At 60.6% G+C, this 25665-nt stretch carries 21 protein-coding genes and 1 tRNA gene; 10 read left to right on the top strand and 12 right to left on the bottom strand.

Annotation, left to right across the window (positions count from 1 at the left end):
• Positions 1-15: 15 nt before the first annotated feature.
• Both WNY37_RS12725 and WNY37_RS12720 read left to right on the top strand, forming a co-directional pair.
• Entirely contained in the window at positions 16-738 is a 723-nt protein-coding gene (locus WNY37_RS12725; RefSeq protein ID WP_342973763.1) for a type I pantothenate kinase, read from the top strand.
• A gap of 78 nt (positions 739-816) precedes the next feature.
• Entirely contained in the window at positions 817-1329 is a 513-nt protein-coding gene (locus WNY37_RS12720; protein ID WP_342973762.1) for a hypothetical protein, read from the top strand.
• Positions 1330-1358: 29 nt separating this feature from the next.
• Here the strand turns inward: WNY37_RS12720 and WNY37_RS12715 are convergent, their stop codons facing one another.
• Positions 1359-1985 (bottom strand): YitT family protein, encoded by a 627-nt coding sequence (locus WNY37_RS12715; protein WP_342973761.1) that lies wholly within the window; start codon positions 1983-1985, stop codon positions 1359-1361.
• Positions 1986-2018: 33 nt separating this feature from the next.
• The gene (locus WNY37_RS12710) at positions 2019-3047 is read right to left on the bottom strand and encodes a kelch repeat-containing protein (protein WP_342973760.1); all 1029 of its coding nucleotides are present in this window, start codon (positions 3045-3047) and stop codon (positions 2019-2021) included.
• Positions 3048-3503: 456 nt separating this feature from the next.
• Between WNY37_RS12710 and gyrA the strand changes: the two genes are divergently transcribed.
• The 4 genes from gyrA to queA are packed head-to-tail and all read left to right on the top strand — an operon-like array spanning position 3504 to position 8813.
• A complete protein-coding gene (gene gyrA, locus WNY37_RS12705; protein ID WP_342973759.1) occupies positions 3504-6278 on the top strand; it encodes a DNA gyrase subunit A in 2775 nt (924 codons plus the stop codon).
• Positions 6279-6329: 51 nt separating this feature from the next.
• The gene (gene coaD / locus WNY37_RS12700) at positions 6330-6824 is read left to right on the top strand and encodes a pantetheine-phosphate adenylyltransferase (RefSeq protein WP_342973758.1); all 495 of its coding nucleotides are present in this window, start codon (positions 6330-6332) and stop codon (positions 6822-6824) included.
• Positions 6821-7750 (top strand): peptidylprolyl isomerase, encoded by a 930-nt coding sequence (locus WNY37_RS12695; RefSeq protein ID WP_342973757.1) that lies wholly within the window; start codon positions 6821-6823, stop codon positions 7748-7750. The genes coaD and WNY37_RS12695 overlap by 4 nt, the downstream gene beginning before the upstream one ends.
• Positions 7751-7760: 10 nt before the next feature.
• Positions 7761-8813, top strand: a complete 1053-nt coding sequence (gene queA, locus WNY37_RS12690) for a tRNA preQ1(34) S-adenosylmethionine ribosyltransferase-isomerase QueA (protein WP_342973756.1) — start codon at positions 7761-7763, stop codon at positions 8811-8813.
• A 3-nt stretch (positions 8814-8816) separates the two neighbouring features.
• Here queA and WNY37_RS12685 read toward each other — a convergent pair whose 3' ends face one another.
• Together WNY37_RS12685 and WNY37_RS12680 are read right to left on the bottom strand one after the other, a co-directional pair.
• A complete protein-coding gene (locus tag WNY37_RS12685; RefSeq protein WP_342973755.1) occupies positions 8817-9995 on the bottom strand; it encodes an endo-1,4-beta-xylanase in 1179 nt (392 codons plus the stop codon).
• A gap of 131 nt (positions 9996-10126) precedes the next feature.
• Positions 10127-10687, bottom strand: coding sequence for a nucleotidyltransferase family protein (locus WNY37_RS12680; RefSeq protein ID WP_342973754.1), 561 nt, complete (start codon positions 10685-10687; stop codon positions 10127-10129).
• A 63-nt stretch (positions 10688-10750) separates the two neighbouring features.
• On the opposite strand from WNY37_RS12680, the gene tgt reads away from it, so the two are divergent.
• Positions 10751-11887, top strand: coding sequence for a tRNA guanosine(34) transglycosylase Tgt (tgt, locus tag WNY37_RS12675; protein WP_342973753.1), 1137 nt, complete (start codon positions 10751-10753; stop codon positions 11885-11887).
• Here tgt and WNY37_RS12670 read toward each other — a convergent pair.
• Positions 11841-12605: a hypothetical protein gene (locus WNY37_RS12670; protein ID WP_342973752.1), complete on the bottom strand. Its 765-nt coding sequence runs from the start codon at positions 12603-12605 to the stop codon at positions 11841-11843. The two genes, tgt and WNY37_RS12670, sit on opposite strands and share 47 nt — an antisense overlap.
• A gap of 115 nt (positions 12606-12720) precedes the next feature.
• Here WNY37_RS12670 and WNY37_RS12665 point away from each other — a divergent pair.
• The 3 genes from WNY37_RS12665 (at position 12721) to WNY37_RS12655 (ending at position 14539) form a co-directional block, all read left to right on the top strand.
• Positions 12721-12796 (top strand) — tRNA-Lys (locus WNY37_RS12665).
• A 409-nt stretch (positions 12797-13205) separates the two neighbouring features.
• Positions 13206-14123 (top strand): 3-keto-5-aminohexanoate cleavage protein, encoded by a 918-nt coding sequence (locus WNY37_RS12660; RefSeq protein WP_342973751.1) that lies wholly within the window; start codon positions 13206-13208, stop codon positions 14121-14123.
• Complete coding sequence (locus WNY37_RS12655) at positions 14120-14539, top strand: thioesterase family protein (protein WP_342973750.1); 420 nt, start codon at positions 14120-14122, stop codon at positions 14537-14539. The genes WNY37_RS12660 and WNY37_RS12655 overlap by 4 nt, the downstream gene beginning before the upstream one ends.
• On the opposite strand, the gene WNY37_RS12650 is transcribed toward WNY37_RS12655, so the two are convergent.
• From WNY37_RS12650 to WNY37_RS12620, 7 genes are read right to left on the bottom strand one after another with little or no spacing between them, the layout of a single operon-like run.
• Complete coding sequence (locus WNY37_RS12650; protein ID WP_342973749.1) at positions 14536-16074, bottom strand: BCCT family transporter; 1539 nt, start codon at positions 16072-16074, stop codon at positions 14536-14538. The genes WNY37_RS12655 and WNY37_RS12650 overlap by 4 nt on opposite strands.
• The gene (locus WNY37_RS12645; RefSeq protein WP_342973748.1) at positions 16071-17624 is read right to left on the bottom strand and encodes a carboxylesterase family protein; all 1554 of its coding nucleotides are present in this window, start codon (positions 17622-17624) and stop codon (positions 16071-16073) included. Before WNY37_RS12645 ends, WNY37_RS12650 begins: the two co-directional genes overlap by 4 nt.
• Positions 17617-18609, bottom strand: coding sequence for an NADPH:quinone reductase (locus tag WNY37_RS12640; protein ID WP_342973747.1), 993 nt, complete (start codon positions 18607-18609; stop codon positions 17617-17619). The genes WNY37_RS12645 and WNY37_RS12640 overlap by 8 nt, the downstream gene beginning before the upstream one ends.
• 11 nt (positions 18610-18620) lie before the next feature.
• Entirely contained in the window at positions 18621-19460 is an 840-nt protein-coding gene (locus WNY37_RS12635; protein ID WP_342973746.1) for an SDR family oxidoreductase, read from the bottom strand.
• 18 nt (positions 19461-19478) lie between these two features.
• Positions 19479-21494, bottom strand: coding sequence for a sulfotransferase (locus tag WNY37_RS12630; protein WP_342973745.1), 2016 nt, complete (start codon positions 21492-21494; stop codon positions 19479-19481).
• A gap of 18 nt (positions 21495-21512) precedes the next feature.
• Entirely contained in the window at positions 21513-23240 is a 1728-nt protein-coding gene (locus WNY37_RS12625; RefSeq protein WP_342973744.1) for a carboxylesterase family protein, read from the bottom strand.
• 3 nt (positions 23241-23243) lie between these two features.
• Entirely contained in the window at positions 23244-25628 is a 2385-nt protein-coding gene (locus WNY37_RS12620; protein ID WP_342973743.1) for a TonB-dependent receptor, read from the bottom strand.
• Positions 25629-25665 lie beyond the last annotated feature (37 nt).

Raw genomic sequence — 25665 nt, 5'->3', positions numbered from 1 at the left:
ACATAGGAGAGGGCGATGGCTGAGAGGGAAGGGATCGATGAGGTCGCTTCGCGTCTTCGCGCCCTCCAGGAAGAGCGCGATTACCTGATCGTCGGCCTTACCGGGTCGGTCGCTGTTGGCAAATCGACCTTGGCCAAGGCGATCGCCGAAACGCTTGCGCCCGAGCCGGGCGCCGAGATTGTCGGAACGGACGGTTTCCTGTTGCCGAACGCCATTCTCGAAAAGCGCGAGCTCATGATGCGCAAGGGCTTCCCGGAGACCTATGATCGTGAGGCGCTGGCGGCCGCCATCCGGTCTATTCGGCTCGGTCAGGCGCGGATCCCGGCCTATGATCACGAGACGTATGATGTGAATCCGGCCAAGGCTCGCACGCTGTCACGGCCGGATTTGCTGATCCTGGAAGGGCTTGGGTTCGAGCCGCCGGGCGGCCCCATGGGTGAGCGTGACCGACCTGATATCCTGATCTACCTCGATGCTGAGCGGCGCGACATAGAGACGTGGTTCCTGGCGCGTTTCATGCGGTTCTGGAATGCAGCCGAGCACGACCCGACGTCTTTCTATGCCCAGTTCCGCAATATGACGGTGCCGCAGGCTGAAGCGTTCGCCATGTCCGTCTGGCGGAAGATCAACCTGCCGAATCTGGAAGAGCACATTCTTCCGATGCGCGAGCATGCCGACATCGTCCTCAAGAAAAACGCCAAACACGAGGTCAGCGTGGTGGAAGACCGCACACGCTGAGACCGATGCAATTGCGCAGCGGCGGGAACGCATGCTCCCTGCAGGCCGTTTGTCCTCATTCGAAAGAGGAGTTTCTTGATGACCCACCGTATCATTGTTCCTGCGCTTGTTGCGATCGTCGCAGCCTGCGGCGCGCAAGAAACCGGCGACCGCTCGATTGTACCGGACGAGGCGGATGCGGCGCCTGCTGAAGACACCATCGAGACCAATGAGGTCGATGCTGGCAAGCCAGAAGACACGCTGGAGACATGGGCCGACGCGCTCGAAGCACGCGACTGGGAAACGGCGCGTCAGGTCTGGGGACAAAACGGCGAAGCCAGCGGCATGGCGCCCGAGGAATTCGAGCGGGCCTATGAGAAATACAAGACGATCGAGATCGACGCCGAACCGGGGCGCCAGGAAGGCGCGGCAGGCACTGTCTATTATGAAGCTCAGGTCACCATGTCGGGCGAGCTGCAGAATGGCGACGCCTATCGCATGGAGGGGCCTGTGCTGCTCAGCCGCGTGAACAATGTCCCCGGCGCATCGATGGAAGACCGGATGTGGCACATTGAGTCGATCGACCTGCGCCCCGTGATGATCGAGGAATAAAAAAGCCCGGTAGAGGGGCGCGTGATGGTTTAGCTCATGCCGCGATAACGGCCCGGCTTGTGATTGATCGCCACGGTGAGGTTCAGCACGAACGCCCCGACAATCGACAGAGCGACCAGTTTCAGCGGCAGCATGAACAACGCGACCACCAGGATGGCGAGGTCTACGATCAGCTGGAAGATACCCGCGCGGATGATGCCTTTGTCCTGAAGGAATTGGGACAGGATCGTGATGCCGCCAATGCCGGCGCGGTGGCGCAAAAGCATGACCAGGCCAACACCCATCATCGCGGCGCCCGCAACCGATGCAAAGATCGGATCGAGCGCTGAGAAGTCCATCCACATCGGAATGAGCCGCGTCATCGCCGAGATGAGGGCGATGGCGATGAATGTGCGGATCGTGAAGCCCCAGCCCATCCGCATCAAGGACAGGATGTAGAAAGGCAGGTTGAGCACGAAGAAGACGGTGCCGAAGGTGAACGGCGTCGCGAACTCCACCAGCAGGCTGGTGCCAGCGAGACCGCCTGTGATCAGCATGGCCGTGCTGTAAAGCGTCACGCCAAAGGAGAGAAGCAGCGTGCCAAGCAGCAGGGCCTGAACATCCTCATACCATTTGTGCTGTTCGAGATTTTCGGTTTCGGGGGTCGCGTCAGCCATGAGGGGCGCTATTGGCGTGATCGGAGCGACCGGTCAAGGCGTGTAGATTTCGACCGCTGCGCTGGTGTCATTACCGCTGGCTTGCTGTGCGCCGCCGATGACGTAGATGTCGCGGCCCAGCGTGACCGCACCCAGACCGTGGCGCGGGCGCGGCATGTCGGGGATCGCAGTCCACTTATCCGTGATGGCGTCATAGACCCAGGCATCCGGGTAAACGCCGCCGCCCTGGCTGTCGAAATACTCGCCGCCGAACACGTAGAGCTTGTTGCCCAGTGCGGCGGCGGCCAGTCCGGCCTGCGCCTTTGGCATGGGGGCACGGCGCTCCCAACGGTCCGATGCCGGGTCGTAGATTTCATGCGTTGATTCATTGCCGCCGCCGACGGTCCGCCCGCCAACGACATGGACGTATCCATCGATGACGCCGCTGGCGGCGCTGTTGCGTGCCGTCGGCATGGGGGCGACGTCGAACCATTTAGAGCCGTCAAAGGCCCATGCGGTGGCAATGTCGGTCTGGTCGCTCCAGTCGAGATTGCGGTCAGCTTTTGGCAGCCGGCCGCCGATGACGAAGAGCAGCCCGTCGGCGACTTCGGTGACGCTTTCGCCATTGGGGACCGGCATGGCTGGCGCGACGGCCCAGGCGTTTGACGCCTCATCGTAGCGCCAGACACCGCCGCGCATCTGCCAAGCGCCCGCCTCGCCAGATTCGTAGCCGCCAATGCAGTAGAGGTGTCCTCGATAAGAGATGAGCTGCGGGTGATGACGCGCAGACGGGAGCGGGGCCTTCAGCTGCCAGGTGCCGGTGTTGGGGTTGTAGGCATGGTGCGCGGATGTCGGTCCGGTGATGCGGCCATTTTCGGCGACAAAGCCGCCAGCCAGATGAATGCGGCCGGCATGCCGGGCCGGATAGATTTCCTGGACGGGGAAGGGCAGCGAGGTGCCGGTGTGCCAGCCAGAGGGGCTTTTTGCGCGGTCAGCGAAAGCTGCCGGGGCAAGACCTGCGCTGCCAAGTCCGGCGGCGGTCAGCAACAATGCCGAGCGGCGGTTCATGGAAAAAGGGCGCATGGCTGATTCTCCGGGATCTACGCATTGCAGATTAGCGCCTGGCCATCGTGCATCAATCCCGCTTTGACGCTCGCGCTGCGGGAGAGATCATGCTGCGTCAGGGGCGGCGTTTTGGGCGGTGGAGTACGCCTCGCGCCGACGAGCGTGCGGGCGAAGAGAAAACGGGACAACAGGGATGTCGATCGATTTCACCATCCCGGATGAGGCCAGGCAGGTCCACAGATGGATCACCGGCAAGACCGTTATCCGGGCCTATAAAAAGGACGGAACGACGGCCGCGGCGGCGGGTGGGGATTTGCTCTCGCGGAGGGCTGGGTTTCAAGTTTGAACTGATGGGCGTCAGCACTGCTGAAAAGCGCCGCAGACGTTTGTGTATCGGCCCCCCGCCTGCTAGTCTGAAAGCTAGATTCAGCGGGCGATTCGGGCTCGCGCAAAGAGACCAGAGGCAGGGCTTCCGTGAGCGACGAAAATACACCGCCAGAAGAGCCGGAAAACGACGACCCTCATTATGAGGATGGTATCGACCCGGTCGATATCGAGGACGAGCTAAAGCGCTCCTATCTCGACTATGCGATGAGCGTCATTGTCAGCCGTGCGCTCCCCGATGTGCGCGACGGGTTGAAGCCGGTTCACCGCCGGATCCTGTATGCGATGCAGGTCAACGGCAATACGCCTGACAAGCCGTACAAGAAGTCCGCGAACATCGTCGGTGCCGTGATGGGTAACTATCACCCGCACGGCGACAGCGCGATCTATGACGCCCTGGTGCGGATGGCGCAGCCTTTCTCCATGGGGCTGACCCTGGTCGACGGGCAGGGCAATTTCGGCTCGATCGACAATGATCCGCCGGCAGCCATGCGCTATACCGAATCCAAGATGACCAAGGCGGCGCAATACCTGCTCGCTGACATCGACAAGGATACGGTCCAGTTCCAGGACACCTATGACGGCTCGCAGCAGGAGCCGATGGTTCTGCCGGCGCAGTTTCCGAACCTTCTGGTCAATGGCGGCGGCGGCATCGCGGTCGGCATGGCGACGAATATCCCGCCGCATAATCTCGGCGAAGTGATCGACGCGACACTCACCATGATCGACAATCCTGCGATTGATGATGAGGAATTGCTGGAGATCGTCCCCGGTCCGGATTTCCCGACTGGCGGGCTGATCCTCGGTTATGCCGGGTCTCGCAAGGCACTGCTTGAGGGGCGCGGCTCTGTTCTGATGCGCGCGCGGACTGAGATCGAAGAGGTTAAATCCGGACGTCAGGCGATCATCGTCACCGAAATCCCGTTCCAGGTGAACAAGGCGACGATGGTGCAGAAAATCGCCGAGCTCGTCCGCGACAAGCGGATTGAGGGCATTGCCGACCTGCGCGACGAGTCTGACCGTCACGGCATTCGCGTGGTTGTGGAAATCAAGAAGGATGCGAGCGCGGATGTGGTTCTGAACCAGCTCTTCCGGTACTCGCAGCTGCAGACTTCTTTCCCGGTCAACATGCTCGCGCTGAATGGCGGTCGTCCTGAGCAGCTCAATCTACGCCAGGTCCTGCAGGCCTTCATCCAGTTCCGTGAGGAAGTGGTTGCCCGGCGTACGAAATTTGAACTCAACAAGGCGCGTGATCGTGCGCACGTCTTGGTTGGTCTCGCCCTCGCCGTGGCCAATATTGACGAGATCATCCGTATTATCCGGCATGCGCCGGATCCCAATGCGGCCCGTGAGCAGCTTCTTTCCAAAGCCTGGCCGGTGATGGATATGGGGCCGATGCTGGAGCTGATTGCCGACCGGCGGACCCGTAAGGGCGAAGGCGATACGATTTTCCTCTCCGATGAGCAGGCCCGCGCCATTCTCGCGCTGCAACTGTCCCGTCTCACAGGTCTGGGCCGTGATGAAATCGGCAATGAAGCCAAGGGCTTGTCCGAGAAGATTGCAGACTATCTCGACATCCTGCGGTCGCGTCCGCGCATCCTGGACATCATCCGGGCTGAGCTCAACGAGGTGAAGGACAAGTTCGCCGTGCCGCGCCGCTCGGAGTTCACCTTCGCTGATGCCGACATGGACGATGAAGACCTCATCGAGCGCGAAGACATGGTCGTCACGGTGACCCATGGCGGGTATGTGAAGCGCGTTCCGCTGTCGACCTATCGCGCCCAACATCGCGGCGGCAAAGGGCGTTCCGGCGTGTCGATGAAGGACGAGGATTTCGTAACCCGTCTGTTCACGGCAAATACGCATACGGAGATTTTGTTCTTCAGCTCTGAAGGCATGGTCTACAAGGAAAAAGTGTGGCGCCTGCCTGTTGGCTCCCCGCAGTCCCGCGGTAAGGCGCTCGTGAACATTTTCCCGTTGGCCAAGGATGAACGCATCGAAAGCGTCATGCCCCTGCCGGACGATGAGGAGAGCCGCAACGAGCTCGATGTCATGTTCGCGACCCGGTCCGGTACCGTCCGCCGCAACAAGCTCAGCGATTTCATTCGCGTCAATCGCAATGGCAAGATCGCGATGAAGCTCGACGAGGGCGATGGTATTGTGTCGGTGAAGATCTGTACCGAAGACAATGACGTCATGCTGACGACGGTTCTCGGTAAGTGTATCCGCTTCCAGGTGACCGATGTTCGTGTGTTCGCTGGCCGTAACTCGACGGGCGTTCGCGGGATCCGTCTCGACAAGGGCGACGAGGTCATCTCGATGGGCATACTGCACCATATTGAAGTGACGTCCGCCGAAGCGCGAGCCTATCTGAAGCATGCTGCGGCCATGCGCCGGGCTGCGACCGGTGAGGACGAGGACGATGATGCTGGTGATGTGATGGCTGATGATGAGGCCGATGACAGCACCGAAGAAGCCGCTCTCAGCCCGGAACGGATCGCCGAGCTTGGGGCGCGTGACCAGTACATCCTGTCCATCGCAGACGATGGCATGGGCAAGCGCTCGTCTTCCTTCGACTACCGGGTCACGGGACGGGGCGGTAAGGGCCTTGTGGCGCACAATATCTGGGGCCGCGACAAGAAGAAGGGGCCGGTCAAGAAGATCGCGCAATCCTTCACCGTGGAAGACAATGACCAGATCATGCTCGTCACCAATGGTGGCCAGCTGATCCGCACGCATGTCGACCAGATCCGCATCGCCGGTCGGGCAACGTCAGGTGTCTGGGTTCTTCGCACAAATGAAGGCGAACGGGTTGTGTCGGTCGCCCGCCTCGTGGAAGAAGAAGACGAAGACAGCGAAGAATAGGGCTGAGCCTGCTGCGATCATTGCAGATAGTTGCCCGAACTGGAGGTGGTGATGGAACGTGTCGGGCTTTATCCGGGAACCTTTGATCCGATCACGATGGGCCATATGGACATCATCGGTCGCGGGCTGAAGCTTGTGGACCGGATGATCATCGGGGTCGCCGTCAACGAGGCGAAGAAGCCTCTTTTCTCGCTTGAAGAACGCGTTGCCATTGTCGAGCAGGAAGTCGCCGACCTGGACAATCCGCGAAATGTGCCGATCGAGGCGCGCCCCTTCGACAATCTGCTGATGCACTTTGCCGAGGCGTGCGGCGCGCATGTCATCATTCGCGGCCTGCGGGCCGTGTCGGACTTCGAATATGAATTCCAGATGACGGCCATGAATGAACAACTGAACCGCGAGATTGAAACTGTCTTCCTGATGGCGGATGTTCAACATCAGGCTGTCGCGTCGCGGCTCGTGAAGGAAATCGCGAAATTTGGGGGCGATATCACTTCCTTTGTCACACCACGTGTGAGGGAAAAGCTTCTGGAGAAATATCAGTGAAAACGTTCAGAATCGCCTCTACTGCTGCGGCGGGACTTGCCCTGGTCGCGGCTGTTGCCTGCGCGCAGGAAACCCCGTCGGCCGATACAGAAACTGCCCCTGCCGAGGCGGCTGAGCCGGCCGCGCCGCAATTCACGATGGCTGACGTGGAGGCTGCGCCGGAGACCTGGCGCGAAGTTGAGCCGGATAACCTCTGGATCCTTGAGACGAATAAAGGCCGCATCATCGTTGAGATGCTGCCAGAAGTCGCGCCGAAACATGTCGAACAGTTTCGCGCGATCACCAAATCGGGTGACTATGATGGGACCGTCTTTCATCGTGTGATCGATGACTTCATGGCGCAGGGCGGTGATATTTTTGCGCTCAAAGGCCGGGAGTCCGGCCTGCCTGACATTCCGGGCGAGTTCATCTTCCGGCGCGACCCGTCTGAAATGACGATGAACCCGATCGGCCCTGAACAGGATGCCAAGCAAGGCCTCTACAAAGGCTTCCCAATGGCGTCTCAGGCGCAATTTGTGGCGGAGATGACGGCCGACAACATGCTTGATAGCTGGATCCCGCATTGTCCGGGCGTCGTCTCGACGGCCCGCACAGATGACCCCAATTCGGCCAATAGCCAGTTCTTCCTGATGCGCCATCAGGCGAGCCATCTCGACAAGAACTACACGGCCTGGGGCCGGGTTGTTGACGGCTTCGACGTGGTCCGAGCGATCAAGAAAGGCCCGAAGCCAAATGGAACGCCGATCGAAAACCCGGACGTTCTGAACAAGGCTGTCATGGCGTCAGATCTGCCTGAGGCGGAGCGCCCTGTTGTCTACGTCCAGCGCACGGATACGCAGGCGTGGACCGACAAGCTTGCCGCCGCCGATCAGCTCGACACTGACATTTGCGATGTTCCACGGGTGCCCGCTGTCGTTGAAGGCTAGGGCCTAAGCCTTGGATTTATCACCATTTTCCTTCGATCTGCCCGAAGAGCTGATCGCGCTTCGACCGGTTGAGCCGCAGGATGCCGCGCGCTTGCTTGTGGTGCATGGGGATGGCCGGTTGGAGGACGCTCACGTGCGGGATCTGCCGAGCTATCTCTCGGCGGGCGACACACTGGTTTTCAACGATACGCGGGTGATCCCGGCAGCGCTCAAGGGCGTGCGTCCTGCCCGCGATGACAATGGCAGCGACGTGGCGGTGGACGCCAATCTGGTCGAACGGGTGGACGGGGCGACCTGGCGCGCGCTTGCTCGGCCCGGCAAGCGTCTGAAGCCAGGCGACCGAATCGAGTTTGGGCAAGGCTTTGAGGCACAGCTGACCGAAAAGGCAGAGACGGGCGAGGTCACGCTGGTCTTCAATCTGGCCGGGCGTGAGCTCGACGAGGCGCTTGATGCACATGGGGCGATGCCGCTTCCGCCATACATCGCTCGCCGGCGCGCGGCAGATGCAAAGGACCGCCAGACCTATCAGACGAGTTTTGCTGGCGAGGACGCGCAGTCGGTGGCGGCGCCGACGGCAGGGCTACACTTTACGCCTGAGCTTCGTGAGGCGCTGGCAGGGGCTGGCATCGGCGCTGAGACCGTGCGCCTGCATGTCGGGCTTGGTACGTTTTCGCCGCTGAAGGAGAGCCAACTCGAAAGCGGGCGGCTTCATGAGGAGTGGCGGCGGATTAGTCCGGAGGTGGCTGAACGGCTCAACGCTGTCAGGGCGTCGGGACATCGCTGCGTGCCAGTCGGCACAACGGCGCTTCGCACGCTGGAAAGCTCAGTTGACGATGCACGGCTCATTGCGACGACCGGACCCACGGACATTTTTCTCAAGCCCGGCGACAGGCTGCAGGTGACCGACGCACTGGTGACCAATTTTCACCTGCCCGAAAGTTCGCTCTTCATGCTGGTTTGCGCGCTGATGGGCACGGACATCATGCAGGCGGCCTACGCCCATGCGATCGCGAACAAGTACCGGTTTTACTCCTATGGCGATGCGTGTCTTCTTCTGCCTTGAGTGTCAGATCTCATAGTCGGGATCGGTGATGGCCAGGAAGGCGGGTTTCGGGTTCCGCGACGGATCGAAGAGCAGCGGGTAATTATTACGGCTGACCGGGAAATTGTTCAGCCATGACTGGGCATCCTGAACGCCCCACATGGTTACCGAGGTGACGCTGTCGCGCTCTGAAAAGCCATCGAACAAGCCGCGATAGATCGCGGCCTGCTGCGCGTAGATGCTGTCGGGAACGTCGCTTGCGCGCGTGCCATAGCTCGACTGGCAGTTCACGCCGGACGAAAAGCACTCAGCGGGATCACTATAGACCGAGACATCGATCTCGGTGGCGTGGTTTTCAAGCCCGAAGCCGAGCGCGTCGACGGCATCGATGGCGGCGAGGGCGTCGGCAGGGTCGGCATTGATCTGCAGATGGAACTGGTGACCAACGCCATCGACCGGGATGCCGCGGGATACAAGGTCCTGCACGATGGCGAGGAGGCGCGCGCGTTTGCTCGATTGCTCCGTACTATAATCATTGATGAAGAGCTTCACGTCAGGATCGGCGGCGCGGGCAGCCTCGAAGGCCCAGTCGATGAACTCCGGGCCGCCGACAGCCTGGTACCAGTTCGAATTACGATAGGGCGCGGCGGCGCCCGCACTGTCGCTCGCGACTTCGTTCACGACATCCCACGCATAGATGCGGCCGCGATAGCGGGTCACCACATCGGTTACATATTGCTGAAGCTTGTCGCGAATATCGCTGACCATGCCCGTCAGCATCCAGTCCGGTGTTGTCTGATGCCAGAGCAGAGCGTGACCCCGAACCGCGATATTATTGGCCTCCGCCCAGTCCACGATCGCGTCGGCAGGCGCGAAATTATAGCTGCCCTGATTGGGAGCGATGATGTCCGGCTTCATCTCATACTCGGCGGTAATGGATGAAAACTGTTCCTCCAGAATAGCGCGGTCTTCGGTCGCCGTCTGGATCTGGCTCGCCTGAATGGCCGCCCCGACTGGAAAGTTGGCGGCGTAGACATCCCGGAGAATATTTACAGCGGGTGGGGGCGGTGGCGGTGGAGGAGGCGGTGGTGGCGGCGATGGAGCGGGCGATGGGGTAGAACCGCCTCCGCCGCCACAGGCTGCGAGGGCTGCAATAGCAGCGCCGCCGAGAAGGCGCAGTCGGTCTCGCTTCGAGAAGGTCATGTGTATGCCTTTGCTGTCGCGGCGATTGGGTCAGATAATTACAAGGTGTGTTCGCTATCACGCTAGTTGAACGCGGATCGATTTAACACCCTGTTGATCTTGCGTTCGCCTTGGAGCGGGCGGATCTGCGTTCAGGCGTCTACACGCAGCCAGGGCCACCGGGCCTTATAGCTCTCGGCTTTCTTCAGGAAGAGCGGGTCGTCGGCTGTTCTGGGATTGGGGCGCAGGATGCCGTTCCAGAGGTCCTGCAGACCGTCCGGCGCGTGGATAGCGCCCGTTTCGACCTCAATGCCGATACAGGTACAGGCGACGAGGAAGCCTTCGATGCCGTCTTTTGATGATGTGAGAGGTGCGATGGGGCGGCCGAATTTCTTTCCGTACCAGAGATGCACGCGGGCCTGATTGCGGATCTCGACCTTGGCGTCCAGGTCTGTGAACAGGCGCGCGGCCCGCTGGATGACGGCGTCTTCTGCCTCATAGGATGTGTCCGTGTCGTCGAAATAGAAGACATCGAAGTCATTGATTCCCCAGCCTGACGGGTTGCCTGAGCGGTGGTTCCAGACCGGCTGGAAGAGGCAACCGGCGGCGAGATAGCATTGCGGCAAGCAGAGATCCGGCAGGCGGGCCAGCAGTTCGTCATTTGTCGAAACGGAGCGCACATGGTGCATGAAGGCGTCTTCGCTAAGCGGCATTGAGCCAGTCTTAGCCGATTTTGAGGACTTGTCAGTGGCAGGCCGATGCGCCAAACGCGCGCCATGACGACGTTTCCTTTTGAAATCCATGCGCGTGATGGCGCGGCGCGAACCGGTGTGCTGAAAACTTCGCGCGGCGATATTCGCACGCCAGCCTTCATGCCGGTCGGCACGGCTGGCACGGTCAAAGCGATGTATATGGACCAGGTCGAGCAGGCCGGGGCCGATATCATCCTGGGCAACACGTATCACCTGATGCTTCGCCCGGGCGCTGAGCGGGTAAAGCGGCTTGGCGGATTACACAAATTCTCCGGCTGGAAGGGGCCAATGCTGACCGATAGTGGCGGCTTTCAGGTCTGGTCTTTGTCGCAGCTTCGCAAGATGGACAAGGATGGCGTGACCTTCCGCAGCCATATCGATGGGTCCGAGCATCGCCTGACGCCTGCGCGCAGTATCGAGATTCAGGCGGACCTGCTTGGCTCGGATATTTCCATGCAGCTCGATGAATGTACCGATTTTCCGTGCAGCCATGAAGAAGCGCTGCGCAGTCTCGAACTGTCGCTGGACTGGGGGCAGAAGAGCCTCGAGGCTTTTGGGCAGCGGGACACGCAGACGCTGTTCGGCATCATTCAGGGCTCAAATTTTGACGACCTTCGTGAGCGTTCTGCGAAAGGCGTCGTCTCCCAAGGCTTCGGCGGGATTGCGCTCGGCGGTCTCGCGGTTGGTGAGGGCCATGACCAGATGTGCCGGACCATCGACATGACGATCCCCCACCTGCCGGATGAGAAGCCGCGCTATGTGATGGGCGTTGGCAAGCCGATCGACCTCGTTGAGGGCGTCGCGCGCGGCATCGACATGTTCGATTGCGTTCTGCCGACACGGGCAGGGCGCCATGGTCAGGCCTGGACGTGGGACGGGCCGATCAATCTCAAGAATGCGAAATTTGCTGAAGACCTGTCGCCTCTGGATGAGGGCGTGAATTGCCCCGCCAGCAATGACTATTCAAAGGCCTACTTGCATCATTTGATGAAGGCTGGCGAATATCTTGGCGCGATGATCCTGTCCTGGCACAACACGGCTTTTTTCCAGGCGCTGATGGCAGATATGCGGGCCCACATTGCGGCGGGCACGTTTCAGGCTCGCCGTGAAGCGCTCAGTCTTCGATGGGCGGATACGAAGTCGTCTCCGAAGCCGTCTTAGCTTTCCGGTCCGCCTTGGTGTGGCCGTCGACATCATCGAGGCCATAGCTGTCTATGTCCGACGGTACGAGACCCATATCCCTTGCGGGCGGTTCGGGCTGTGTTTCGACGGCTTTCGGTTGAGGTGCATAGCCGTCAGGGGCATCTCCGCGATAGACAACGGTCTGATCTCGCTTAATCGCCGCGAGGTTTGGCGCAGCAACGCCCTCGCATTTCTTCATCTGTCCCAGCGCCTTGAGATACGTCCGCCGGTGCGTGCCCTTGTTGATGGCGCGCTTTATTTTCGCCTCATGGCGCTTGGCGCCTGATAGCTGTCTCACCCAGCTGCGATACGGGATGAGCCCGCCGGCCTCTGAGGCCACCGCTTTCAGGATGCCATCGGAGGTCGCGCCGGCGGCCTTGTCCGAGAGCGTGCTGTCATCGGTTTGCTTTGGTGCATCGAAGTCAGGCCCGAGCACGGCATCGAGTGCCGTGACCTGCGCTGCGATGTCTTCGCAGCTGATATCGGTCGACACTTCGTACGGGTTTTTGATTTCGGCGAGAACCGCCGGGATTTGGTCGCGTTTGAGATTGAGATCCTCGAGAGGCGTCATCGCTGCGTCCGCCATGCCGGAGCGCGTCTGCGACACGACTTTTCCGGTCGTGGAGTCGGGGGAAGTCGATGTGCAGGCGCTGGCCAGAAGGAGCGCCGCCGCGGAAAGAAAAAGGGTCTGTTTCATAGCTTGCCAATTCCAAGCGAAATTGAGGGCAAAATAATGGCACCAACTGACCTGCAATTAGCGGGAAAGCGTCCGTTGACCTTCCCTGCACACTCGACTAGGAAACCGCTTCGGCGCGCCCATAGCTCAGTTGGTAGAGCAACTGACTTTTAATCAGTAGGTCACAGGTTCGAATCCTGTTGGGCGTACCAAACATTTCGGGGTTCACTTCCAACCCCGCTCTGCCACCCGTATTTCAGTCTTTTTCATTTTCCGTTCCGGCGAGTCGCCCCTCTCAATGAGAGGCGCAAGCGCAGCGTGCCTGGCGCCAGGTTTGCGGCAGCTGAGGGTGGGTGGGCCAGCATCGTGCACAGGCTGCAATCACCATTGCACATTGCATGAAAAAGCGGGCCTGAAACGGTGGTATTTGGTTCATCAGGTATTATAATAAAAGCGTCGTTGAGGACGGCTTGAGCGCTTGCCCTGTTTTCTAGAAATAGGGTGAAGAATCAAAGGCGTATCGCTGTTCTCTTTTATCGCGCCTTTGCCGCTTTCGCGCATTCGTGACTCAGTCAGGCGTACGCAACAACACGGGAGTCCTTTTCAGGATCAAACAATCGTATGAATCGCAACATTATTATCACCTGCGCCATCACCGGATCCGGCGAAACTGCCGACCGCTCGCCGCACGTTCCGGTCACACCGAAGGAAATCGCCAAGGCGTCGATCGAGGCCGCAAAAGCGGGCGCAGCCATCGCGCATATTCACGTCCGTGACCCAAAGACCGGCGCGCCGAGCCGCGATGTCGACCTTTACAGGGAAGTCGTCGAGCGGATCCGCGAGGAAGATACCGATGTTGTGATCAACCTCACCACCGGTATGGGCGGCGATCTCTATCTGGGGCCCGACGAAGACCCGCTCGCCCTGGAAAAGGCAACTGACCTCGTCGGCCAGGTCGAACGGATGGAGCATGTCGAAGCCCTGTTGCCGGAAATCTGTTCGCTCGACTGCGGATCCTTCAACTATCCGGGCGGCAATTATGTCTATGTGTCGTCGCCCGACATGCTGCGCCTTGGGGCAAAGCGCCTGCAGAAAATTGGTGTGAAGCCGGAACTCGAAGTGTTCGAGCTTGGCCATATCTGGTTTGCAAAGCAGCTCCAGGAAGAGCGCCTGCTCGATGCCCCGCCGCTCTTCCAAGTGTGCATGGGCGTGCGCTGGGCGGCCGAGGCGACGCCTCAGAACTTCATGACCATGGTCGACAATCTGCCGGAAGGCGCCAACTGGGCCGGCTTTGCGCTTGGCGCGATGGAAATGCCGATGGTTGCGCAAGCCGCGCTTCTTGGCGGTCACGTCCGCGTGGGCCTTGAAGACAATCTCTACCTGTCGAAAGGGACCCTCGCCTCAAATGCGCAGCTGGTTGAGAAAGCGCGCACCATTCTCGAGAATATGGGCGCCAGCATCCAGACACCCGCTGAGGCGCGCAAGGCGCTGAATGTGAAGAAGCAGGACGCCCCGGCGCTTGTGAGGAAGTCGGCGTGATTACCGTCTATCAAGGGGTGGCTCATCCATGGCTGTGCGATGTCTTGGGCCACATGACAACGCGCCACTACGTCGCCATGTTCGACGATGCTTCATACCATTTTCTGAACAAGGCCTTTGGCTGGTCGCCGGGCGAATCCAGCGGGCCAGGCTGGGCCGACGTGAAACATACGATCGAGTATCAGGATGAGATTGCGAAAGGCGATCTTCTCGAAGTCCGCGGGGCGCTCGAGAAGATCGGCGGCAAGTCGGTGACGATCCGCTATGAGATGCACAATCTCAGCAAGGGCAATATCGCGGCGACGCTGGAGAGCATTTCGGTCTACTTCGACCTCGACGCGCGCAAGGCGATCGCCATTCCGGACGATCTGCGTGCGGGCGCGGAAAGTTTCGTCGAGCCGTCTGCGGAAAACTAACCAGCAACCTGACCCGGCGGGTGATCGGCCTTGAGCTTTCGCACGAGCGACCAGGCCATCACCACGCCGATCAGGATCAGCGGCACCGACGCGATCAGAGCGGCCGTCTGAACGACGCGCTGACCTCCGACAAAAAGCAGGCTCAGCGGCAGCAGCCCCAGCATCAACGCCCAGAACAGTCTCTGCCAGATCGCCGGATCGTCTCCGGCCGGCAGCGACTTCGTCGCATTCGAGGCCAGGATGTAGGAGGCCGAGTCATAGGTGGTCGCGGAAAACACGATGGCCGCGACACAGAACACGCCTGCTGCGAGGGCGGGCAGGGGCAGCTGGTAGATCATCTCGACGATCGCCGCAGACCCGCCGCTCTCATCAATGTATGAGCTGATGTCGATGCCGCCGACTGTCTCTAGCCAGAGGCCGTAATTCCCGAGAATGACGAAGAAGAGGCCGGCGCCCAGCGTGCCGAAACCCAGCATGCCGAAAATGATTTCGCGCAGGGTTCGCCCGCGAGAGATACGCGCGACGAAAAGGCCGACGACCGGTCCGTAGGCGATCCACCAGGCCCAGTAGAAGATCGTCCAGTCCTTCACGAAATCCGTCGTGCCGAAGGGTTCGGTCCAGCTGTTCAGGCGGATGAAATTCTGCGCAACAAGGCCGGTTGCATTGATCGCGGTCTTGATGAGCCAGACCGTCGGGCCACTGAACAGCACGAAGGCGAGAAAGCCGAACAGGAGCCAGACATTCAGGTCCGTCAGGCGTTTGATGCCTTGTTTGATGCCGACGGCCGCGCTCGTCGCAAACAGGGCGATGATCACGACCATCGCGATCACTTCCAGCTGGAAGGAGGTTTCGATGCCGAGCATGCGGGCGATGAGGGCGGCGATCATCGGTGTGGTGAATCCAAGCGATGACCCCGCGCCGCCAAGAAGGCTGATCATGAAGATGAGGTCGATGGCCCGCCCGCCCGGCGTGTTGGGCGCAAGCGCCGAAAACCCGGCGCACCCGGCGCTAAGGCGAAGATAGGGGCTCTTGCGGTTATGGTAGGCATAGGCAATCGCGAGGGTCGGCAGGCAATAGAAGGCCCAGGCCGATGGTCCCCAATGGAAGAGACCATAGGCCGACGCCCATTGCAGGGATTCCCGACTTCGGGCCTCGATCCCGAAGGGCGGTGTATCGAGGTAATAAGCCCACTCGATCGCAGCCCAGTACATGAGGCCAGCCCCGACGCCCGCGCAGAACAGCATGCCGGCCCAGCTGACTTTCGAGAACTCCGCCTTTGCGTCGGCGCCGCCGATCCGGACATGGCCGAACCGGCTAAAGGCCAGCCAGGCCAGGAAAATGATCGTTGCTGTGCCCGCCAGAAGGTAGAGCGGACCAAGTTCAGTCGCGATCCAGTCATAGATCGCCGGCAGCACCACCGCGCCAGTGCTCGGCTGGGCGAGCAGGGCGACGCAGACGGCCAGCACGAGAAAGCTCGCGGCGCTGAAGGCGACCCAGTCTGTCTGATGGGTTTTTTCCCCGGTTTCAGTGGTCATTCTTCAAGCCTCCTGAAGGCATCAATGTGTTGGCACAGCGCGTCGTCCAGTGGTGAGGCTGGTCCAATCGTATCGCCGATTTCAAGCAGTTTTCCGGTGTCGGAATAGTCCGGCCAGGCCTCAGCGCTCTGGGGCGAGCCCGTCCGGGCAAAGGCGACCCAGGCCGACATCATTGTTTCGGTGATCGCGCGATCGATTTCGTCTGTCGGTAGCCAGTCATCATGCGTGCCGAACACGTACGGGATTTCGGCGCCATGATAGCTTCCCAGCGGCGGGTCTGTCTCGGCGGGCCGGACGCGCGTGAAGCGGTAGGCGTAGACATTTTGTCCGGCGCCCCCGAGGGCGCGTGCAAGCATCCGGCCCGGGCAACGCATCTGATCAGCGGTCTCAATGCGGTCAAGCGCGCCGACTTCGCCATGCGTTTCGACGAGCGCATCGATAAGGCCCGTCGCGTCTGGGAGCCTGTCGCGCCAGGTCGCGAGGGCATCATCTGCGCTGGCGGGGTCGATATACATCAGCCATTCGTCGGCATTCGTGCCGATCATGATGTCGACCTCGTTGAACTGGCCTGCCCGAAGCAATTGTCGGGGCGATTGGGGCAGCAATGCGCCATCGGTCACGGGCGCGAACCAGTAGTCCGAGAGCACGTCATTGCTCGCTTCCAGGATAGTTAGCCAGCTTGCCGACTGGGCATCTTCGTCGCCAAGCGCGGCCTGCAGCGTGTCGAACGCCTCTGCTGCCGTGGCTGTCGTGCCGGTCTCAATGAATTCAAAGCCGCCGGATTGGTGGATCGCTTTGTCGAACAGACCGTCTGCTGCGGGCGACACAATGAGTGTGCCGATCGATGATGCGCCGGCAGACTCACCGAACACGGTTACATTCTCTGCATTGCCACCAAACTGAGCGATGTTCGACTGGATCCAGTCAAGCGCCCGGATCTGGTCCTGCAGGCCGAAATTCGCGCGGCCGTCCGGGCCGATATAGCCGAATGGGCCCATGCGATAGGCGATGGACACGACGATCACGCCGCGTTCGGCAAGGCGGTCGCCGAGGTAATTCGGCTCATAGGACCAGCCGCCCTTATAGGCGCCACCATGGATCCAGACCATGACGGGCAGAGGCTCGTCCGGTGTCAGGTCCGGCGACCAGATATTGAGGTAGAGACAATCTTCGCTTTCGCCGACGGGCCGGGCGGCCGTTTCCGAGTCACCACCGAAGGCGGCGATCAGGTCGGCATACCAGGCCGTCGTATACTCGCCTTGGGGGCAGGCCGGCGCGAAGGCGGTGGCTGGACGGGTGCCTTGCCAAGGCTGGGGTGGAGCAGGGGAATGCCATCGACTGTCTCCAGTCGGAGGCGCAGCGAACGGGACACCCAGGAACTCGCCGCCCTTATCCAGGAAAGAGACGCCAGACAATGTACCAGATGTGGTCTCAACCGCCGGAGCGCGCTGCCCGCCAGATGGCGTCGAAGCGCATGCCGCCAGGATCAGCGAGGCGAGCGTGATCACGCTGATCAGAAAGCAGAAAGATGGGTGCCCCCGATCAAGCATCCCCGACCTGCAGGACCACGCAGCCTTTTGCCTTGCCGTCTTCGATTAACTTGTGCGCCTTTGCGCAGTCGTCTAGCGGAAGCGTTTCGGCGATGCGGTGCTTTAGTGTCCCGGCGGTGAGCGCGGTGTCGATATCCTTGATCGCCGCCTGCTTGGCCTCTTCCGGCATGGCATAGACGATGGCCATGTAGACGGTGAGGTCCATGAACATCATTCGGTAGAACGGGATGACCGGGTTGAGATTGGTACCGGAGGAATAGGTCGCGATGGTCCCACTGGTGCGGATGATCTCGAGCGACTTTTCGATATTGGTCGCAAAGTCGACATCGACGATGCGATCAACCTTTTCGCCCTTGGTGAAGGTGAGCAGGTCCGCAGGCCAGTCCTCATCCCGGTGATTGACGACATGCTGCGCGCCGACCTCGCGGCAGGTGGCCGCATCAGCATCATTACTGGCGGTCGCGATGACGGTCGCGCCGGCCATCGCAGCCCACTGGATGGCGTAATAGCCAACCCGGCCGGCCCCGCCGGTGATCAGCACGGTCTGTCCCTTGACGTCGCCGCCAGCAAAGACGGTCCTGTGCGCGGTCATGACCGGGATGCCGAGGCAGGCCCCGATCTCGAAACTCGCCGCATCTGGCAGCTTTGGTGCTCGTTGGCTTTCGACAGCGACATATTCGGCGGCTGTGCCGAACCGGCGGCCATATTGCGCCTGGTAGACCCAGACACGTTCGCCAACGCGTTCCTGTGAAACGCCATCGCCAACGGCTTCAATGATACCGGCGCCATCGCTGTGAGGAATGACGTAGCCATTGTCGAGGAGGTTGGGGAAGGAGGCCGCCCGCTTCTTGACGTCGGACGGGTTGGGTCCGCTCGTCTTCAGCCGGACGAGGACCTCGCCGGCTGCGGGCGTGGGCGTCGGCTTCTCGCCGACGGTCAGGACTTCGCCTGCTGGACCGAACTGGTCAAACCAGACCGCTTTCATATCGTACCTCGTTATAGGGGGTTGGACAGGCTTTCAGTGTGCCCGTCGACAGCGATGATCTGGCCCGAAACCATTGCGGCGGCGTCGGAGGCCAGAAAAGCGCACATGTTGGCGATATCCTCTGCGCGAACGAATTTGCGCATGGAGACCTGGGACTCGTAAACGCGTCTTATGTCTGCGGCATCGCGCCCGCGTTGTGCGGCATCGCGCTGGATGACGCCGTCGATCCTTGGACCTTCCACCGAGCCAGGGCACACCGCATTCACGCGAATACCCTGCGGACCAAGCTCCATGGCGAGCGTTTTGGTAAAGCCGAGCATGGCCCACTTCGACGTGGCGTAGGCTGTGCGCTGAGGGTAGCCGAACAGGGCGGCGGTCGAGGCAATATTGATGATTGCGCCTTTTCCGGCCTTCTTCATCGCAGGCACGACTTCGCGGACGAAATAGAAGCTGCCATTGATGTTGATATCTATCGTGCGGCGCCAGTCCTCCTGGTCGAACGTCTCGACCGGAGCCGTCATGCCGGAAATACCGGCATTGTTGATGAGGATATCGATCCGGCCGTGCTTGGCCATCACGTCAGCGACAAGGGCAGCGACCTGGTCTGGATCACTGACATCGGCATGGCTCGCCCCGATTTTCGGATTGGCGGCGTTAAAGGCTTCGACAGCCTGCGGGTTCGCGTCACAGATATGAACATGCCAACCATCGGCGAGCATCTTTTCAGCGATCGCTTTTCCGATGCCGGACGCTGCGCCCGTGATCACGGCGACGCCCTGGCTGGGCTGGCCCGTCCGGTCTTCGCGTTCATCCGCTCCTGCGGTGGGTTTTCCTGACATGATGTCGACCATGGCCAGCCTTTTCCTGTCTTAAATATTGTTGTCGGACGTGCCCGACGCATTGGGGGTGTCGCTTGGAATTGCATCTCCGAGCGCGGTAAAAAGCTCTCCAAGCCACGGTTCGAAATTCTTCCAGTGGCCGACGCCTCGCGCATAGATCGGCTGGCGCACCTGTTCAGCGCTAGCGGTGCGAACCGCGCGCCTGGTTTCATGAAAGGCGAGGCAAGCCGGTTCGAAATCGAGGCCGCAATGGGCGAGCAGATTGCGGATCTCGCGCTCTGTATCGGAGACCATGGATTCGTACTGAACGCGGTGAACCCGCCCCGGCAGAACGTGGTCCCAGTGGCGCATGACGCGCAGATAGTCACGGTAATATTGCCCGAGAATATCGAGCCCGTAGCTAAAAGTCTGACCGCGTGCGAAATTCTGCTTGAAGGCCGACAGGCAGCAATCACGCGGATCGCGCCGCGCATCGATAAATACGGCTTGCGGCAGCATTTTCGCGATCAGGCCGACATGCAGGAAGTTGTTCGGCATCTTGTCGATGAAGAAGTCCTGCCCGGTCCGGTAAGCCTCTGTCTCGGCGATATAGCGCTCACCAAGCGCGCGCAGCTCTTCCGGAGGCATGTCGGCGACAGATTGCGGGTAACCGCCGCCTGACTTCATCGAACGCACATAGTTGAGAATATGCGGCAGCTCCATCGTGCCTTCGACGCGCGAGTGCGAGGCAAGAATCTGCTCAACCAAAGTCGAGCCTGACCTGGGGAGCCCGACGATGAAAACCGGCACGATTTCATCTGGTGGTGCCGGCAGCGGCGGCGTGCCCATGAAAGCGGTGTCGAAGACCTGTTCGACAGCATTGATGGTGTCGCTGAAACCATCTGCGTCGAAGGGATCGAGTCTGGCCTTGATGGCATTGCCGGCAGCGTAGTGCTCGAAGGACGGCCCGAAATCCTTGCGGTCCTCGAAAGCCTTGCCGAGGGCGAAGTGAAACCCTGCTAGATCGGTGTCACCTACGCCGGGCGTTTGCAGCATGCTCAGCATGGATTGCAGGTCGGCGTCTGAGAAAACATAGGTCTTGAGGTCGGCGAGGCTCCAAAAGGCTTCACCGAGATCAGGCTGCTGGCTGATCGCCTCCTTGTAGGCGGCTTCGCTGCCTTGGCGATTGCCAAGCGTTTTACGGACATGCCCAAGCGACATCCACACACGCGGCTGCTCATTCCGGAGCTCTAGCGACCGGGTAAAGCTTGCCTCGGCCTCTTCGGGTTTCAGGCCCCAGGCCTGAACGTTGCCGAGCATCGACCAGGCGTCGGCGGCGTCCGGATCAAGCTCCACAGCGCGCCGTGCGGCCTCGACGGCGGCGCCATTGTTGGCGCGTTCGGAATGAAGCCGGGCAACATTGCGCCAGACGATGTCGGAATAGGGGGAAATGCGGCGCGCATGTTCCAGGAGATGCTCGGCATCTTCGGTTGCGCCAGCTTCAATGGCGAGCGAGGCGAGCCCTACAAGCGCGTGGACATGGTTTGGCTCGGCTGTCAGCACCGCACGCAGGGACTGCTCGGCCTCATGATTTCGACCGTCTTTCAGGGCCTCAATCGCGCCGCGGATCTGGTTGCGGTGGGGATCCACCTGAGCGGCCTGTCGAAACGCGTCGCGGCCTTCGCGCGTCTGGCCGTTCTCATAGAGGCTGTCGCCCAGAAGCTGCCAGGCGCGGTTGTTCGATGGAGCGCGATCGATGAGCTTTCGAAGCGTATTGATCGCGTCGCTCGTATTCTTCGACAGACGCTGGATGCGGGCGAGTTCAAGGGAGGCATCGTGGAAGTCCGGCGCTAGGTCGCTCGCCTTGCGAACCAATGCTTCGGCGTCTTTCAGACGGCCCTCGACCGACCGGAGCGAGCCCAGCAGGAGAAGCGCGTTCACTTCGTTGGGCTCGGCTTCGAGAATGGCCTCAAGCTGTTGCACGGCGAGCGTGCGTTGCCCTTGCTGGACAAGCCCACGGGCGCGTTCGAACGCCTGGCGTATCGTGCCCCTTGGTGCGTCGGTCATTGTCTCCACCATCACAGTCTACTCCCCGGCCCAGGCAGGCTCACATCCGGCCTCGGCGAGGCGCTTGATGTCGAGACTGGGATAGAGGCTATTGTGATGCAGGATCAGGCAGCGGTCGGCATCGGTCAAACGCGTATCGCCGAGCGCCGCGTCGAGCAGCTGTTCGCGGCTTTCATCCGGTACGCGCTCAATGCTTAGCGGGCCGGTGTCAAAGATGAGCTTGGATTGGGATGTCTGCCATGACGGCCAGTCGGTCAGCCCGCTGTCCGCGCCAGCGCCGGGATCGCCTGTATGAGCGAATGCGCCCCAATAGGACATCATCGCGTCTGAAAGCGTCAGCCGCCCGGCTTCATTGTCATCGTTGAAAATATCCTCGATGCCCGAGGCCTCAAACGTGCCGAACACGAAGGGGATTTCCAGTCCATGGGATGAGCCCATCAGAAATGGCCAGTCCACGGGCTGTGACGGTTGCTCGTCCCAGTCGAAACGGTAGGCGAAGACGGGCGCGTCCAGACGCGGCGCGAGATCGTCCACGGCGTCGAAGGTCCAGAGGTTGGAATAGTGCTGGTCGACGGCTGTGTACCGGTTCCGGTCCAGGATATCCGGAGCGCCACTGGACCAATCGACGAAGGACGGATCGAAGGCCTGCCAGAGCTTCTGTTCATTCCGGTTGCTTCCGATCAGCATCGGGACCTGATTGTAGTCTCCCGACGCAATGTGCGCGCGGTGATCGGTCTTTGGTAGCAGGACGCCGTCCTGAACCACGCTCGGCAGGTCATAGCCGAGATCGTGCTGGTCAGCGTAGGGACGAAGAATAGATTCGGTGTCCAGACCGCGCATCCAGTCCAGAAGATCATCCTGTGACATTGTCTCAATCAAAGCGGTGGCGTCCGCCCGCGAGTCTGCGCGGCCGTCCTGAATGAGCAGGTCGACGATAATCTCATTGGCGCTTGCGCGCGTGCCGGGCGGCGTTTCGGTTGTCAGGTTGCGGGCTTGCGGCAAGCTCATATTCCAGAAGCCGCCGCTCTCGGCGATGGCCTTGTCGAACAGGCCGGCAGCCCGCTTGGCCAAGACCAGCGCATAAACATTTTGTGCGCCTGCCGATTCCCCGAAGATTGTCACATTGTCCGCATCGCCGCCAAAAGCACCGATGTTCGCCTCGACCCATTCCAGGGAAGCGATCAGGTCGAGCAGGGCGAACTGACCGGTCCGGGCCGAGCCGTCATCGGCGGTCGTCATCGCCTCGTGATGAAACCAGCCGAATGGTCCGAGCCGGTAGTTCACCGTGACGACGATCACGTCCTGCGCAGCTGCCAGACGAGACCCATCATATTCAGCGGCGGACCCGGCATAGTTTCCGCCGCCATGGATCCACACCATGACGGGCAGCGGCTTGTCTGCGGTCTCGGCGGGCGCATAGACGTTGAGGGTCAGGCAGTCTTCGAAACCGAGCACCTTGAAGGCGCCGTCCTCTTCATAGCCGGGCTGGGCACATGGCTGTCCAGGCTGGTCAGCGTTCAGCGCGCCGGTCCAAGCTTGCGGGTGCTGAGGCGGCTCCCATCGCAAATCGTCCACTGGCGCTGCGGCATAGGGAATGGCGAACCAGGCCCTTGCTCCATCTGATGGGTGGCCGTGTACGACGCCATACTCGGTGACCGCGTCGATCACCTGCGTGCGTTCAACCGTTGAGGTTGAGCACGCGGTTGCGGCGGCGGCCAACAGCCCGGCGGACAATGCGCGTCTCATGCACTAATTAAAACGCCCGGTCAGCTTCAGACCGATGGTCCTTGGCCGGTTGGTTGTGATCCGCTCATCATAATAGCCATTGTTGATGAACAGCTCGGCGCGTTCGTCCGTCACGTTCGTTGCGAAGAGCTCCAGCGTATAATTGCCCCGGTCAATGCCGGTGCGTAGGTCGAGCAGGCCATAGGAATCCTGCTTTTCCGGAGCGATTTCAGGCCGGAAAGGATCATTTACCAGCAGATTGTAAGTGTCGCCGGTATAGGCGTAGCTCGCCTGTACATATCCATCGAGGGTGTCGGACAGGCTGAATTCATACCGGCTCGACGAGGTGAATTTCCACTCCGGCACGTATGGCAGGCGGGTGCCTTCTTCGGCAAAGTTCTGGTTCGCGTCGACAAGCGAGACGAAGTCTTCTGCCAGGACGGAGTCGGTATAGTTGGCCGAGAAATTGAACGTCCAGTCGTCGGTGATGAAGGTTCTCAGATCCATTTCGGCGCCGGTGATTTCGGCATTGCCGGCATTGGCGTAGAAGACGACCGGCGCGATATTGATATCGTAGATGGACGTCTGGAAGTCATCCCACAGCATCTTGTAGATCGCGCCATTGAGCGTCACCCGCCCATTGGCGAACTGGGTCTTCATCCCGATCTCATAGGAATCGAGATAATCTGGCTCGTAGGTCTGCGGCACCAGCGGATTGGTTTCACCAACCGCGCCGTTCGATCCGCCCTGCCTGAAGCCCTGCGCAAAGTTGAAGTAGCCGAGCAAGTCGTCGGTGAACCGGTACTGGACGTTAAACTTGAAGCCTTCGCCGCTCGTCGAACCGGATGATCCCTCCGACCCCGTCTTTGGCGAATAGAAGTAAGTCGACCAGCCACCCGGTGCGCTCTCGAAGGAATCCTCGAAGAAGCGCGCTCCGAGCGTCGCTTTCAGCTTGTCGGTGAACTGATAGCTGATCTCGCCGAAGACAGCCTGCTGCTCGCTGTCTGATTTGCCGTAGACGGAATACCATTCATTCGGCAGCGGATCGCCGCCATAAAGGCCGAGATAGTAAGCCGCAGGTGCGCCCTCGAACTTGATGCCGGGCATGTCCCAGAACATCGATGTTTCGTTGTCATTCTGCTCGAAATAGGCCCCGAGGATCCACTGGAGCGGGCCGTCATGGTTAGACGTCGCCCGGATTTCGGTTGACCAGCGGCTGTCTTCATAGTCGCCATTGAAGGTCTGGCGTGGGTCGTTGCAGCCGACATTTCCGTAATAGTAGAACTCGTCGCAGGCGAATTGCTGGATCCACTGATTGAAGGAGGCATATTCGACGTAATCGGAATAGTCGTTCGATGTCTTGTTGTTCTGCTTGAAGTAGGAGGTCGTGGCGACGATGTCGGCGATTGGCGTGCTGCCCTCGAGGGTCAGCGCAATCTGGCCGAATTCGCGGTCTCCGGTATCCGGGCCGAAACGAACGACCTGGAGGTCGCCGCGGCGGCGTGGGTCATGATCCCAGGCGCCTGATGTTTCCGCGGATTGGTAGAAGGCGGAGACGGTGCCGGTCCAGTCGGGTGTCAGATCGGCTGTGAGCGCTGCGCGCCCGCCAAAGATCTCTGTGGTGTTGTAGTCTTCCTCGGCAACCTGGCTGTTGTCGCCGACGGCGCCATTGGTCCAGGTGCGCTGGAACGGGATATTGTCGATGAAGCCGCCGTCATAGTCGTACCAGCCAACCAGGCGCACGGCGGCGCGGTCTTCCGCGATTGGAAGATTGACGAAGCCTTCGACGGTCCGGATCGAGTCACCTTCCTCGATCAGGCCCGCTGTAACGTCGAAACCCGCTTCAAAGCCCGATGGGTCCGGCTTGTTGGTAATGATCCGGACGGTGCCTGACACGGCCCCTGCACCATAATATGTACCTTGCGGCCCGTTGAGCACCTCATAGCGCTCGATGTCATAGCCGTGCAGGTCAATGATTGTCCCGCCGACGGTGAGCGGCTGCTCGTCGAGATAAAGCGTCGCCGTCGCGGTATTCGGACGGTTGGGGTTCGACCCGTCGGCGACGCCCCGGATGAAGAGGTTCTGGGTGCCGGGCCCAGAGCTGACAAACGAGGTCGATGGCGACAGGAAGGCGAGGTCCTCGAACTGCTCAATGCCGAGATTTTCGATTTCCTCATTCGTGATGGCCTGAATGGACAGCGGCACATCCTGCAGATTCTCTTCGCGTTTCTGGGCTGTGACGGTGACCGTGCCGAGCCGCGCCTCGCTATCGCCTTCGGCCTGTTGAGCCGAGGCCTGGGGCGCTGCGACCGCAAGCGCTATCGCGGTTGATGAGAGGAGAACCGAAGCAAGTTCAAACCTCGACGCTGATCCTTTAACGGTGTCACGAAGGCGAATATGCGTTGGCATTGCGCGGTCTCTCCCAATAGATTTCAAGTGTTTCGAT

The organism is Henriciella sp. AS95 (genome assembly GCF_038900055.1).
In the GTDB taxonomy this organism is placed as follows: domain Bacteria; phylum Pseudomonadota; class Alphaproteobacteria; order Caulobacterales; family Hyphomonadaceae; genus Henriciella.
This window is presented reverse-complemented; position numbering and strand designations above follow the sequence as displayed.